The sequence below is a fragment of the Micromonospora sp. 050-3 genome (assembly GCF_046549335.1).
In the GTDB taxonomy this organism is placed as follows: Bacteria; Actinomycetota; Actinomycetes; order Mycobacteriales; family Micromonosporaceae; genus Micromonospora; species Micromonospora trifolii.
The window spans coordinates 663,203-676,905 of sequence record NZ_JAJPVX010000002.1 but is presented as its reverse complement, the minus strand read 5'-3'; the positions used below and the strand labels follow the sequence as shown (position 1 = coordinate 676,905).

Genomic DNA, 13,703 nt, shown 5'->3' with positions numbered 1-13,703 from the left:
ACAAGGACAAGCACGACAAGGACAAGGGGGACTACCAGCACGACAAGCATGGCGCCCAAGGCCCCCAGGGTGCGCAAGGCGCCCAGGGTGACGCGGGCGCTCATGGTGCTCAGGGCGACGCAGGCGCGCAGGGCGACGCAGGGGCGCAAGGCAACGCAGGGGCGCAAGGCAACGCAGGGGCGCAAGGCAACGCAGGGGCGCAAGGCAACGCAGGGGCGCAAGGCAACGCAGGGGCGCAAGGCAACGCAGGGGCGCAAGGCTTCCAAGGTGTCACCGGTGCCCAGGGCGCCACCGGCGTTCAAGGAGCGCAGGGCGACGCGGGTGCTCAAGGCGCCACCGGCGCGCAGGGCTCGCAGGGTGACGCGGGTGCTCAAGGTGCTCAAGGTGCTCAAGGTTTCCAGGGCGCCACCGGCGCGCAGGGCGACGCAGGTGCCCAAGGCGCCACCGGCGCTCAAGGCGCGCAGGGCGACGCGGGTGCTCAAGGCGCCACCGGCGCCCAAGGTCCCCAGGGTGACGCGGGTGCTCAAGGCGCCACCGGCGCCCAAGGCTCGCAGGGTTACGCCGGTGCTCAAGGTGCTCAAGGCTTCCAAGGCGCCACCGGCGCGCAGGGCGACACAGGTGCTCAAGGCGCGCAGGGCGACGCGGGTGCTCAAGGCGCTACCGGCGCCCAAGGTCCCCAGGGCGACGCCGGTGCTCAAGGCGCTCAAGGCTTCCAAGGCGCCACCGGCGCGCAGGGCGACACAGGCGCTCAAGGCGCCACCGGCGCCCAAGGTCCCCAGGGTGACGCGGGTGCTCAAGGCGCCACCGGCGCCCAAGGTCCCCAGGGTGACGCGGGTGCTCAAGGCGCCACCGGCGCCCAAGGTCCCCAGGGCGACGCCGGTGCTCAAGGCGCTCAAGGCTTCCAAGGCGCCACCGGCGCGCAGGGCGACACAGGCGCTCAAGGCGCCACCGGCGCCCAAGGCCCGCAAGGTGACGCCGGTGCTCAAGGTGCTCAAGGCTTCCAGGGCGCCACCGGCGCGCAGGGCGACGCGGGCGCTCAAGGCGCTACCGGCGCTCAAGGCCCGCAGGGTGACGCGGGTGCTCAAGGCGCCACCGGCGCTCAAGGCCCACAGGGCGACGCCGGTGCTCAAGGTGCTCAAGGCTTCCAGGGCGCCACCGGCGCGCAGGGCGACACAGGCGCTCAAGGCGCCACCGGCGCTCAAGGCCCGCAAGGTGACGCGGGTGCTCAAGGCGCCACCGGCGCCCAAGGCCCGCAAGGTGACGCGGGCGCTCAAGGCGCCACCGGCGCCCAAGGCCCGCAAGGTGACGCGGGTGCTCAAGGCGCTCAAGGCGCGCAGGGCGACACAGGCGCTCAAGGCGCTCAAGGCTTCCAAGGCGCCACCGGCGCGCAGGGCGACGCAGGCGCTCAAGGCCCGCAAGGCGACACAGGTGCCCAAGGCGCCACCGGCGCTCAAGGCCCGCAAGGTGACGCGGGCGCTCAAGGCGCCACCGGCGCCCAAGGTCCCCAGGGCGACACAGGCGCTCAAGGCGCCACCGGCGCCCAAGGCCCGCAAGGTGACGCCGGTGCTCAAGGCGCTCAAGGCTTCCAAGGCGCCACCGGCGCGCAGGGCGACACAGGTGCTCAAGGCCCGCAGGGCGACACAGGTGCCCAAGGCGCCACCGGCGCTCAAGGCCCGCAAGGTGACGCGGGCGCTCAAGGCGCCACCGGCGCCCAAGGTCCCCAGGGCGACGCGGGTGCTCAAGGCGCCACCGGCGCCCAAGGCCCGCAAGGTGACGCCGGTGCTCAAGGCGCTCAAGGCTTCCAAGGCGCCACCGGCGCGCAGGGCGACACCGGCGCTCAAGGCCCGCAGGGCGACACAGGTGCCCAAGGCGCCACCGGCGCCCAAGGCCCGCAAGGTGACGCGGGTGCCCAAGGCGCTCAAGGCTTCCAAGGCGCCACCGGCGCTCAAGGCCCGCAAGGCGACGCAGGTGCTCAAGGCCCCCAGGGCGACGCGGGTGCCCAAGGTGCCCAAGGCTTCCAAGGCGCCACCGGCGCCCAAGGCCCACAAGGCGACGCAGGTGCTCAAGGCGCCACCGGCGCCCAGGGTTTCCAAGGCGCCCAAGGTGCGCAGGGCGCCACGGGTGCCCAGGGCCCGCAGGGCGTGGCGGGCAACGGAATCGAGGCCGCCTACATTCAGGGCCCGCTTACCGTGATCGCAGACACCCCTGTCAACTTCGGCTGCCAGGCCGGAGATATTGCTGTCGGAACCGGATACCAGCTCTCGGGAGCAGGCGTCAACCCTGTGCTCATCCAGCCACTGTCGACCAGCGGCTATCAGTTCACCTTCACTGGCGGAGGCGCTGACATCTGGGTCTCGTGCATTTCACTCGCCACACCGCTGGCATTGACGGCTCCGTCCAACACGTCAGGCCGGGCAACGTCAAACAGCAGCGATGCCAACCGGCCGAACAGCAGGTCGGACAGCCCCGTTACCGTCGAGGAGGAGTAATGGACATGCGTCAGATATTCGGGTCGCTCGCCTGCGGTGCGGTCCTGCTGACCGGAGTCACGGCATGCAGCGACAAGCCTGCCGAGAAGCCGCAGACGAACAACGCCGGCAACACCGACAAGTCGAACGGCGGCACCGAAACTACGCCGGAGGATCTGCTCAAGCTCGGTGTCGAGCAGGGCCAGGCCGGCAACTTCGACGCGGCGAAGGTCACCTTCGAGAAGTTGCTGGACGCCGAGGCCGACAACAAGTTCGCCTGGTTCAACCTGGGTTACATCGCCCAGTCGCGCAACCAGGCCGACGAGGCGATCAGCAACTACGACAAGGCGCTGGCAGCCGACGCCAACTACAAGCCGGCCCTTTACAACAAGGCCATAGCACTGGAAGGCAAGGCACCGACGACGGCGATAGACATCTACCGCAAGGTCGTGTCGATCGACGACAAGTCGTCGACCGCCTACCTCCGACTGGGCATGTTGCTGTCCCAGTCCGGTGAGGACGCAGCAGCGCGGGACGCCTTCAAGACGGCGATCCGTCTGGACAAGGGGCTCACCTCAGCCGTCCCCGCGAAGTACCGCACAACTCCTACCACCCGGTCTTCGACTTCGGCGGGTCGGTGATTGGCTCAATGCGCACACCTCGCGTAACGGTTTTCACGGGAAGCAACCGCACCCGCTTCATCGATGAGTGCTTCGAATCGCTCATGGCGCAGACTTTCACCGACTGGGAATGGGTGGTCATCCTCAATCAGGGGTCGCGTTGGCGGCCCGAGAGGCACGACGATCGGATCCGGCTCATTGTCCAGGACGACCTGAACGGCGTCGGCGCCGTGAAGGGCTATGCCTGCGCCGAGGCTACCGGTGACATCCTGGTCGAGCTTGACGACGACGACCTGCTCAGCAGTGACTGTTTGCAAGAGATCGTCGACGCCTTCGACTCCAACCCGGAGGTGGGGTTCGTCTACAGCGACACCGCACAGATCCAGGAGGACGGCGGCCGCTCTGAAGACCGTTTCGCGAGTTCGTTCGGCTGGCGGCACTACGACGACAAGGTGGACGGCCGCGAAGTGCTGGTCTGCCGGGCGCTGCCGCCGACGCCACACAACGTGAGTTACATCTGGTACGCACCGAACCATGTACGGGCGTTCCGCCGGGACATCTACGAGAAGGTCGGCGGGTACGACGAGTCGCTCGACGTTGCAGACGATGCCGATCTCATGGCTCGGATGTACCAGGTGAGCGAGTTCCATCACATTCAGAAGTGCCTGTACCTCCAACGCATGCACGCCAAGAACACGCAGCGCATTCCAGAAGTCAACGCTCGTATCCAGCAGCGCACGGTGGAGATCTACGACCGGAACATTCAACATAATGTGCTGGCCTGGTCACGTCGGCAGGGGCTCCTGGCGCTCGACCTGGGCGCCGCGCACAACAAGCCGGAAGGGTACCTAGGGCTGGACTACCACGACGGGTCGGGTGTGGACATCGTCTGCGACATAACGAAGGGTGTCGACCTGCCGGACAACAGCGTCGGGGTCATTCGGGCGGTGGATTTCCTGGAACACATCCCGGACAAGATCGCACTGTTCAACGAGCTGTACCGACTACTCGCGCCGAACGGGATGCTGTTGTCGCTGACGCCCAGCACCGACGGTCGAGGCGCCTACCAGGACCCGACGCACGTGGCGTTCTACAACGAAAACTCGTTCTGGTACTTCACGGACGCCAAGTACTCTCGGTTCGTACCTGAAATCACATGCCGGTTTCAGGCGTCGCGGCTGGTCACTTACTTCCCGAGCGAATGGCACAAGGCGCACAACATCCCGTACGTCTCCGCAAATCTCATCGCGATCAAGGATGACGCCCTGCGCAACGGCGGCCCGCTGAACATATGACCATCGCGCGGGCCCTGACGGGTTCGCCCACCCGCGGTCCATCGTCCAACGGGATCAGTCGTTGGGCTTGTAGTGGTACGTGCGCCCGCCGACTCCCTGGGTGAAGCCTTCCGGCCAGAGGTCAAGTGACAACGCGGTGTCGACGATGATGGCCATGGCGATCCCGGTCGGCTCCTCAGGTACTGCCGTGCCCCCAAGCGACAGGACGTCGGGCACCCAAAGGTCCACCTGATGACTCACACCTGCGCGCCGGAATACGACGGAGGCGGCGGTCCATGGATGGCCGGGTTGGACCTCCACTACGTACTCTCGTCTGGTGATTGACACTGATGCGGCGGTCCAGATCGCTATGCGATTCCTGGCCGACCGCCTCGGCGAGCGTCAGGACCTGCGCGAACTTCCGAGCGTGCAGGGGGTGACCGCCGAGGAGGTGGTGACCGTGACCGGTGAGCGGCGTTGCCACGTTGTGAGTTTCGGATGGCCGCTGCGGGTGGCTGTCGATCAGGAAACGGGCGACGCGGACATGCTGCGGTAAGAGCGATCTACTGCGACTGCTGCCACGTGTGGAGGAAGTGTGTGAGGTCGCGGGCAAGGCGGGTCAGTTCCTCCCCTGCTTCGAGGACGAAGACCGCTCTGGCGGACCAGGCCGTGGCGTCCCAATCGGGGCCGGGAGCCCGCAGAGTCACACCCAGCGACACGTGGCCTCGACCGTCGTGCCGAGCGTCGATCACCAGCTCGCGTTCCAAGGATGTCCAGGTACGGGTGCCGCTCCAACCTTCCCAATCGGCAGCGAGGCTCTCCACGAAACCGGACAGCGTCGTATCCAGGGGGGCGTAGAGCCCATCGACCTTCGCGACCGTCGACGCTGTCATGCCCAGCTCGTGCAACTCCGTCGCGATCGTGTAGACGTAGCCGTCGCCATACGGATCTTGCGGAGGACGAACAAGCCACCGCTGGTCGCCAGACCTCTGAAGGACGAACGGTTCGCTCATAGTGGCTCGCATTATGCCCATTCGGCGGTGGCCGGCCTCCCGGCCGGTGCGGTTGCCGACCTTGAGAAGCGGCAGAAGCCCAGGCCAATGACCTGGGCTTCTGTACCGAGCCGCCTGACGGAATCGAACCGTCGACCTACGCATTACGAGTGCGTCGCTCTAGCCGACTGAGCTAAGGCGGCAACGATCAGCAAGTGTACGGCACCCCGGCGGCACCGACCGCACGGGATACCCCCGCCGAGCCCGCCAGCACCAACCGGACATCGGCCGCCATCTGGACGCTTACCGGACAGCGGATGATCGGGGCCGGGACTACGCTGCGGCGGGTGAGCGACGAACGCGACCACCCCGAACGTCAGGACGAGCCCACCGAGCGCCCTGACCGTGCGCCGGCCGGTGAACGCGCCGCCCATCGGCCGCGCAGCACCGACCCGCTGGAGCTGGGCTTCACGCCGCGCAAGCCGGTGCCGTGGCTGGCGCCGTTCCTGTTGATCAGCACCGGCATCCGGACGCTACTGGCTTTGCTCTTCGGGGCGTACCTCGACAAGCGCGAGTTGCAGAACGCGTTCGGCGACGGCGTCTTCCGCCAGGTCGGGCCGGACGGCGGGCTGTGGCTCGACTACGTGGCCGACCTCGGTGACGGCTTCAACGCGACCTACTCGGTGGCGTACCTGCTGGCGCAGCCCGAGCTGACCGTCGACGGGCACCGCCTGCCCCGGGCGCAGACCCTGGTGATGGGCGGCGACCAGGTGTACCCGTCAGCGGCCTACGCCGCGTACGAGGACCGGTGCAAGGGCCCCTACCAGGCCGCCCTGCCGGTGGCGCCGGCCGAGAAGCCGACGCTCTTCGCGGTGCCGGGCAACCACGACTGGTACGACGGCCTCACCGCGTTCCTGCGGTTGTTCGTCCGCTCCCGGGACCGCAACTTCGCGGGCTGGGGCACCGGGCAGTCCCGGTCGTACTTCGCTGTGGAGTTGCCGGCCGGCTGGTGGCTGCTCGGCGTGGACGACCAGTCCGGCTCGTACCTTGACGACCCGCAGCTGGCCTACTTCGACGAGGTGGCCCGGCGGCTCGGGCCGGAGTCCAAGGTGATCATCGCGGCGCCGGCGCCGACCTGGGTCAAGGCCGCGGACAACCCCACGGCGTACGACTCGATCGACTACTTCATCCGTACGATCATCGACCCCACCGGGGCACGGGTGCGGCTGTTGCTCTCCGGCGACCTGCACCACTACGCCCGCTACTCCGGGCCGGACCGGCAGCTGATCACCTGCGGTGGGGGTGGCGCGTACCTCTACCCCACGCACAAGCTGCCGGAGCGCATCGAGGTGCCACCGCGGGACACGCTGGCCCGCAAGGCCAGCTCCGCCCAGCCGTACGACCTGGTGGCCCGTTACCCGGACGCCGCACGGTCCCGCCGCTACGGCTGGGGCATCTTCCCCCGGTTGCCGTTCCGCAACCCCGGCTTCACCACGTTGCTCGGCACTTTGCACACCCTGCTGATGCTGGCCATGGCGGGTGCGACGGCGAACTGGGCCGACAGCACGAACCAGCGGCTGTTCAGCGTCCCGCTGGTGCTGATGGTGCTCGTGACGGTGATCGCGGCGGCCCTGTTCGCCAAGCCGCCGAGCGCGAGCGGCAAACGCCACGCGCGGCACTGGATCCTCGGCGTCGGCCACGGCGTGGCGCAGGTGGCGCTGGCGGCGGCGGGCACCTGGGTCTGGTTGGCGCTACCGTTCTACGACTGGCCGTGGCCGCTGCCGGCGGTCGCCGCGGCGGTCCTCTACGGCCCGGTGATCGGTCTGGTCGCCAGCCAGCTGGTGGCGGCGTACCTGCTGGTGGCGGGCTCGTTCGGCGTGAACGTCAACGAACTCTTCGCCGGCCAGGGCATCGAGGACTCCAAGTCGTTCCTGCGACTGCGCATCGACCCGGACGGCACGTTGACCATCTACCCGCTGGGGGTGGACCGGGTCTCCCGCGACTGGCAGGTGAACCCCGACCAGTCCCCCACGCAGAGCTGGCTGATCCCCAAGTCTCCCCTGACCCCCCACCTAACCGAACCCCCCACAGTCCTGCACTAACCCCCACCAACCCCTCCGTTGATCATGAGGTTATTGCCCCGACACGCCGCTCCGGACGGCAATAACTTCATGATCAATGTGGGACGGGCATGGGGACAGGGGACGGGCGGGGGTTAGGGGGTGTAGTGCTGGTCGTGGGCTTGGCGGGGGGCGCAGACGGAGGCTCGGGAGCAGGAGCAGCGAGAGCCGTCGGCGTCCAGGCGTACGGTCACCGCGTCGCGGGGGACGCTGTGGCCGACGACCCGGCCATCACCCTCGGGGGTGGAGACCCGACTGCCGACCGACGGGGCGGTCTCCTGAAAACGCTGGTACAGCGGGTGCTCGTACTTGAGGCAGCACATCAGCCGACCGCACGCGCCGGAGATGCGCAGCGGGTTGAGCGGTAGGTCCTGGTCCTTCGCCATCCGGATGGTCACCGGCTCGAAGTCGGTGAGGAACGTGGCGCAGCACAGGTCCCGACCGCAGGAGCCGATGCCGCCCTGCACCCGCGCGGAGTCGCGTGCGGAGAGCTGGCGCAACTCCACCCGACAGTGCAGGGTGGCGCCCAGGTCGCGGACCAGGGAGCGAAAGTCCACCCGGTGCGGGGCGGTGAAGTACACGGTGCTGCGCTCACCGCCGCTCTCGGCGGAGCCGAGCACATGGTCGACCGCCACCACCTTCATCGGCAGGCCGTGCGAGCGGATCAGCCGTTTCGCGGCAACCTTCGCCTCGGCCTTGCGCCGACGCAACGCCTCGTCCCGGCGGAGGTCGTCGTCGCCGGCCAGCCCGACCAGGCGGGGGAAGCCGTCGGTCTCCTCGGTCACCCACTGCGCGGCCCACACGCACTCCGCCACCTCGGGCCCGTCATCGGTGGGCACCAGCACCCGGTCGCCCACCTGCGGACGCAACTCGCCCGGGTCGAGGTAGTAGAGCCGCCCGTACCGGTTGAAGCTGACCGCGCAGAGCATGCCCATCCCCCCACCCTACGACGGGTCACGCCGCGAAGCGCAGCGGCCGGCTACGCCCCGCTGCCATTCATGACCGTCGACTTGACCTATTGCCGGGCGTCCCGTCGTGCCGTTGCTGCTCGCCCAGACGGTTGAATCCGGGGCCGGGCAGGAGACAAGACGTGCCTCGGCGGCGTTGAGTGAAGGCAGACCTGCGGGGGGTGCAGGGGGAAGACCACGGCGTCGCCGTGGGCGCCGGCTCAGGCCAGGCGCCCGCGAGCGACGCCGTGGCCTGTGTCCGAGGCAGAGCGGCCACTGCCGGAGGACCGGGCTCGGTTACCAGCCGACCCGGGTGGGCTGGTCGTAGCGGGGGCGCCCGTCCGTTGGCGGACCCCACGCGGTCTCGGCCAGGCTCGGCGCCCACTGACGCAGCAGCGTCTCCGCACCGTCGTACGCGACGCAGAGCACCGCCAGCACCCGTGCGGCGATCTCGGCGGCGTCGGCCACACCGGGGCCGACCGGCCCGGGGCGCGTCGACGCACCGGTGGCGGCGACAACGGCGACCGCTTCGGCCGAGCGGAGCACGTCGGCCAACGTGCGGGCCAGCGCGAGACGGCTGCCCTCCACCCAGTCGGCGAGGGCGTCGGCGTAACCGGCTGTGGATTCGAGTCGGCCGACCAGGCTGTCCGGCCCCTCGTCGAGGTGGCGGAGCAGCGCCGCCCGCTGTTGCCCGTACGCCGTGGCGGCCGGACCGGACCAGAGCACCGAGTCGGTGAGCGCGGCGGAGACGTCGTCGTACCCCCGGACGAGCCGGCGCACCGCGTGGCCGGCGGTGGCGAGCGGCACCGGGTGCAGGTCGAGGAAGCTGCGAACCGCGTCGCCCGGCAGGACCTGCATGCGGCGCAGCAGCGGCCAGACCCGGTGCCCCTCGGGGACGCCGGCCGCGATCAGCGTGTCCACCCGGCGGAGCAGGTCGAGGCCGGGTTCGGCGAGCCGGTCCAGGGCGTCCATCACGGTTCCCCGGTGAGCCGGCGGCGGGCCGCCCGGTCGACCTCGGCGTAGCGGTCGGCGGCCTCCCGCACCGCAGCTGCGGCGGCGGCCAGTCGGCCGGCGGCGGCGCGGGCCTCCCGGGCCCGGTCGTCGGTGGCGGTGGCCCACTGCCGGTGCAGCGCCCGACCGATCTCGCCCGGTCGGCCCGGTGCGTCGGCGCCGAACGCGGCCTGGGCCGGATCGCTGGCGGTGACGGTGTGCGAAACGACGGTGAGCGTGGCGCTCGCCTCGTCCAGTCGGGCGGAGAGCGCGCGCAGTGTGTCCATCTCAGGCCCCCGCGAGCGGTCGGTAGGCGGCGAACGTCTCGTTGTGCAGCTTCTCCCGGGCCCATTCGGCGGCGTCGGCCGCCGCGGTTACCGCGGCCTGCACCGAGCCGGCCACGTCGCGCGGGCTGCGGGTGTGCAGCGGCCCGAGGAACCGGACGTCGGTGATCCGTCCACCTGCGGTGACCACCACCTCGACCAGGCCGTCCGGCGAGCGGACGGTCACCTCGACGGTCGACACCGCCTGGTCGAACTCGGCCTGGAGGGACTCGATCCGGCGGTAGCGTCGTACCGCCTCCTCGATCCAGGCTTCGTCGATCTCCCCCCGCGGCATCGGCCGACTCCTCCCGGGTGATCCATCACTCAGTGTGGTGCCACCGTCACCACGGCACAGGGACCGTACCGCACCGCAATCGGGCCTGTCGATGCCTGTGGACAACGGCCGGGAAGCGCGGGTCAGCCCTTCCAGAGGGCGAGCATCATCGCCTCGACCGCGATCCGCGGCTTGACGTTCGCCTCGATCGCCGCGCGGCAGGCGAGCACGGCCTCCAACCTGCGCAGCGATCCCTCGGCGTCCCACTTCTGCGCGCCGGCGCCGGCCAGCGCGGCCGTGTCGGTGTGCACCGGGGCGACGGGCGCGCTCAGCGCCATCGTGAGCGCGTCCCGATAGAAGCCCGCAAGGTCGACCAGCGCCCGGTCCAGTGCGTCCCGCTGGGCCCGGGTGGCCCGGGACTTCTGCCGCTTCTCCAGCTCCTTGAGCTGTCCGGCAGCGCCTCGCATGGCACCGGCCGCGCCCCGGCCGGTGCCGCCCGCGCCGAGCGCGGTCTCCAGTGCCGCCCGCTCGGTCGCGTCGGCCTCGGTGACCGACGCCTCGGCCTCTGCCTCGGCCGCCTCGATCAGCGCGGACGCCGCGTCGAACGCCGCGCCGACACCTGTCAACCGGCGGGGCACCGCGAGCACCGCCTCGCGCCGTTTGCGGGCCTCCGGGTCGCGGGCCAGCCGGCGGGCCCGACCCACGTGGCCCTGCGCGGCCGCCGCCGCCCACTGCGCCACGTCGAGGGCTATGCCGTCCCGACGAACCAGCACCTCGGCCACCGCGTCGGCCGGCGGCTGCCGCAGGGGTACGACCCGACAGCGTGACCGGATGGTCACCGAGATGTCGTCCGGGTGGGTGGACGGGGCGCAAAGCAGGAAGACCGTCCTCGGCGGGGGTTCCTCGATCGCCTTGAGCAGGGCGTTGCCGGCGGCCTCGGTGAGCCGGTCGGCGTCCTCGATGACCACCACCTGCCAGCGCCCGCCGGACGGGGTGCTGGCCGCGCGAAGCACCAGCGCGCGCATCTCGCCGACGCCGATGGAGAGCCCTTCCGGCACCACCATCCGCACGTCGGCGTTGGTGCCGCCCATTGTGGTGTGGCAACCGGGGCACTCACCGCAGCCGGTGCCGTGCACGCACTGGAGTGCGGCGGCGAACGCCCGTGCGGCGACCGAGCGGCCGGAGCCGGGTGGCCCGGTGAAGATCCACGCGTGCGTCATCCCGGTGGACGGGTCCACAGCGCCGGTCACGGCGTCGTCGGCCGCTGACGCGTCACGGCTGACCGGGCCGGCGGCGACCAACGCGGCCGCGCCAGCACGCAGCACGGCGGCAGCTGCGGCGGCGGCGCGCCGCAGCTCGACCACCGCCTCGTCCTGACCGACCAGGTCGGCGAAGACGTCCGACATCAGGTTTTGTGCTCCATCGTCACCAGCTCCGCGTCGGATAACTCAGGCTGCACCGAGGTGTCCGGGCCCTGCGCCGGCCGCGGGTGAACGATGCCGCCCGGCTTGCCGAGCATCTCCTCGACCCGCCGGACCACCAGCCCGGTGATCTCGTCGGCCGGCCGGGACGCGTCGAGCACCAGGTAGCGCTTCGGGTCGGCGGCGGCGAGGTCGAGGAACGCGTACCGGACGCGCTCGTGGAAGGCGACCGACTCGGCCTCCAGCCGGTCGGTGCCGGTGTTGCGCGAGGCCACCCGGGACAGGCCGGTGCGCGGTTCGACGTCCAGCAGTACCACCAGGTCGGGCTTGAGCCCGCCGGTGGCCCAGGAGGAGAGCCAGGAGACCTCGTCGACGGGCAGTGTCCGGCCGGCGCCCTGGTACGCCAGGGACGAGTCGACGTACCGGTCGCTGATCACCACGCCACCCCGGACCAGCGCGGGCCGGACGACGGTGGCCACGTGGTGCGCCCGGTCGGCGGCGTAGAGCAGCGCCTCGGCCCGAGGGGAGGGCGCGTCGTCGCCGGAGGTGTCCAGCACCAGCGACCGGATTCGCCGGCCGACGCCGGTGGCCCCCGGCTCGCGGGTGACCACCACCTCTCGGCCGTGACCGCGCAGCCGCTCGGAGAGCGCTGTGAGCTGGGTGGACTTCCCCGCGCCCTCCCCGCCCTCGAAGACCACGAAGAGCCCGGCGGAGACGAACGGCTCGGAGGGCATCAGCGGACGGCCCCGGATGGAGCCCCAGAGGTCGGCGAGAACCGGTACGCCCTTCTTGTCGTCCATCTGGCCGAACGCGCTGATCCCGGCGAAGATGCCGGCGGCACCGGCGGCGAGCAGCAGCAGTCGGGTGGAGGAGACGGAGATGCCGAGGTCGGCGATGGTCAGTTTGCGGGAGCCGCCGACACCGACCAACACGCTGCTCAGGCCGATGGCCAGGATAAGCACCAGCCGGGTGCCGATCTGCACCACAGCGAAGACCCGGCCGCGCACCTCGTCGGCCACCTCGCCGCCCAGCAGCGTGGTGCCGGCCAGGAAGGCCATCCCGGCACCGGCGCCGACCAGCACCGCGCCGACGATCGCCATGGACAGGTGGATGGCGAAGGCGAGGGTCATCACCGCGGCGCTGGCCAGCACGATGCTCATACCGAACCAGCGGCGCCGGGACATCTCCTTGACGACCATCGGGCCGAGCCCGATGCCGAGCGCCAGGCCGACGAAGATGGCACCGAAGAGTAGTGAGAACGCCGCGTCGCCAGCGCCCAACGAGTTGGCGAAGAACTTGGCAGTGCCGACCACGATGCCGCCGCCAGCGAACGCGCCGAAGATGCCCAGCACCAGGCCGCGGACGAGCGGGGTCTGGCCGATGTACTTCCAGCCCTCGGAGAACTGCCGGAACATGCTCTGCTCGGCACGCTCGGCCTCACCGCGTTGCGCCTCGCTGATCTCCTTGATCCCGAACGCCACCACCAGTGCGGTGGCGAGTCGGGAGAAGGAGTTGAACCAGAGCGCGAGCTGAGCCGGCTCGGCCCAGGAGGGCAGGTCTCCCCCGACGGCCTCACGGACGCCTCGGTCGAGCACGGCAAGGCCGATGGCGGCGGCGACCGGGGTGAGGCCGTACGTGGTGATCAGGGTGAGCTGGTTGGCCGCTTCCAGCCGGGCCCGCGGGATCAGGTTGGGGACCGCGGCCTCCTTGGCCGGGATCCAGAGCAGGGTGAGCGACTCGATGAGGAAGGTGGCGATCAACGCCCAGCCGACCACCAGGCCGCCTGCGGCGCCACTGAGGGCGTAGAGCGGAATGGAGGCGAAGAGCACGAAGCGCAGCAGGTCGCAGATGACCATCGTCCAGCGCCGGTCGAACCGGTCGGCGAAGACGCCGGCCACCGGGCCGAGCACCAGCGCGGGCAGCAGCCGGATCGCGGTGACCCCGCCGAACGCGGCGCCCTGGGCGGTGCTGCCCTGCACCTGCGAGGCGGCGAAGAGGGCGGTGGCCAGCAGGCCGAGCCAGTCACCGAAGGAGGCCGCGCCGAGCACGATCCAGAGCCGGCGGAACGGCCGGATGCGCAGCACGGACCGGATCGCGGCATAACCGGACGGATCGACCTGACCGCCGCTGGGCTGCTTGGCGGCGTTGTCCGACTGGTCACCCGAGCGCGACACGCCGGGCGACTCGCCGCTGTTCTGGCTTTCGATGGCCGTACCTCCACGTGCCGGCCCATCGCTGGGCACCTCCGGTGCAACACTCTAGACCCGGTGGGGG

13 protein-coding genes and 1 tRNA gene are annotated in these 13,703 nt (G+C 70.5%); 5 read left to right on the top strand and 9 right to left on the bottom strand.

The features are described from left to right. Positions 1-87 precede the first annotated feature (87 nt). The 3 genes from ACLJOK_RS18120 to ACLJOK_RS18110 all read left to right on the top strand — a co-directional run bounded on the left by ACLJOK_RS18120 (position 88) and on the right by ACLJOK_RS18110 (position 4,383). Entirely contained in the window at positions 88-2,193 is a 2,106-nt protein-coding gene (locus ACLJOK_RS18120; RefSeq protein ID WP_410819965.1) for a hypothetical protein, read from the top strand. 301 nt (positions 2,194-2,494) lie between these two features. After that, the gene (locus ACLJOK_RS18115; protein WP_410819964.1) at positions 2,495-3,109 is read left to right on the top strand and encodes a tetratricopeptide repeat protein; all 615 of its coding nucleotides are present in this window, start codon (positions 2,495-2,497) and stop codon (positions 3,107-3,109) included. An 8-nt stretch (positions 3,110-3,117) separates the two neighbouring features. Then, complete coding sequence (locus ACLJOK_RS18110) at positions 3,118-4,383, top strand: glycosyltransferase (RefSeq protein WP_410819963.1); 1,266 nt, start codon at positions 3,118-3,120, stop codon at positions 4,381-4,383. A 54-nt stretch (positions 4,384-4,437) separates the two neighbouring features. Here the strand turns inward: ACLJOK_RS18110 and ACLJOK_RS18105 are convergent, their stop codons facing one another. Continuing rightward, the gene (locus ACLJOK_RS18105) at positions 4,438-4,599 is read right to left on the bottom strand and encodes a hypothetical protein (protein ID WP_410819962.1); all 162 of its coding nucleotides are present in this window, start codon (positions 4,597-4,599) and stop codon (positions 4,438-4,440) included. A gap of 100 nt (positions 4,600-4,699) precedes the next feature. Between ACLJOK_RS18105 and ACLJOK_RS18100 the strand changes: the two genes are divergently transcribed. After that, positions 4,700-4,918 carry a hypothetical protein gene (locus ACLJOK_RS18100; protein WP_410819961.1) on the top strand — a complete coding sequence of 73 codons (219 nt, stop codon included), beginning with the start codon at positions 4,700-4,702 and terminating at the stop codon, positions 4,916-4,918. A 7-nt stretch (positions 4,919-4,925) separates the two neighbouring features. On the opposite strand, the gene ACLJOK_RS18095 is transcribed toward ACLJOK_RS18100, so the two are convergent. Together ACLJOK_RS18095 and ACLJOK_RS18090 are read right to left on the bottom strand one after the other, a co-directional pair. Continuing rightward, complete coding sequence (locus tag ACLJOK_RS18095) at positions 4,926-5,375, bottom strand: DUF6228 family protein (RefSeq protein ID WP_410819960.1); 450 nt, start codon at positions 5,373-5,375, stop codon at positions 4,926-4,928. Between the two features lie 108 nt (positions 5,376-5,483). Then, positions 5,484-5,557, bottom strand: a tRNA-Thr gene (locus ACLJOK_RS18090). Between the two features lie 144 nt (positions 5,558-5,701). Here ACLJOK_RS18090 and ACLJOK_RS18085 point away from each other — a divergent pair. Continuing rightward, positions 5,702-7,456, top strand: a complete 1,755-nt coding sequence (locus tag ACLJOK_RS18085) for a metallophosphoesterase family protein (protein ID WP_410819959.1) — start codon at positions 5,702-5,704, stop codon at positions 7,454-7,456. 113 nt (positions 7,457-7,569) lie between these two features. On the opposite strand, the gene ACLJOK_RS18080 is transcribed toward ACLJOK_RS18085, so the two are convergent. The 6 genes from ACLJOK_RS18080 to tmk form a co-directional block, all read right to left on the bottom strand. After that, complete coding sequence (locus tag ACLJOK_RS18080; protein WP_410819958.1) at positions 7,570-8,409, bottom strand: stage 0 sporulation family protein; 840 nt, start codon at positions 8,407-8,409, stop codon at positions 7,570-7,572. A 309-nt stretch (positions 8,410-8,718) separates the two neighbouring features. After that, on the bottom strand, positions 8,719-9,393 hold the full coding sequence (locus tag ACLJOK_RS18075) for a hypothetical protein (protein WP_410819957.1): 675 nt from the start codon (positions 9,391-9,393) through the stop codon (positions 8,719-8,721). Then, positions 9,393-9,698 (bottom strand): hypothetical protein, encoded by a 306-nt coding sequence (locus ACLJOK_RS18070; protein WP_410819956.1) that lies wholly within the window; start codon positions 9,696-9,698, stop codon positions 9,393-9,395. Before ACLJOK_RS18070 ends, ACLJOK_RS18075 begins: the two co-directional genes overlap by 1 nt. Before the next feature lies 1 nt (position 9,699). Then, positions 9,700-10,029, bottom strand: a complete 330-nt coding sequence (locus ACLJOK_RS18065; RefSeq protein WP_007454690.1) for a YbaB/EbfC family nucleoid-associated protein — start codon at positions 10,027-10,029, stop codon at positions 9,700-9,702. A 122-nt stretch (positions 10,030-10,151) separates the two neighbouring features. Next, a complete protein-coding gene (locus ACLJOK_RS18060; protein ID WP_410819955.1) occupies positions 10,152-11,414 on the bottom strand; it encodes a DNA polymerase III subunit delta' in 1,263 nt (420 codons plus the stop codon). After that, positions 11,414-13,513: a dTMP kinase gene (gene tmk, locus ACLJOK_RS18055; RefSeq protein WP_410821528.1), complete on the bottom strand. Its 2,100-nt coding sequence runs from the start codon at positions 13,511-13,513 to the stop codon at positions 11,414-11,416. The genes ACLJOK_RS18060 and tmk overlap by 1 nt, the downstream gene beginning before the upstream one ends. Positions 13,514-13,703 lie beyond the last annotated feature (190 nt).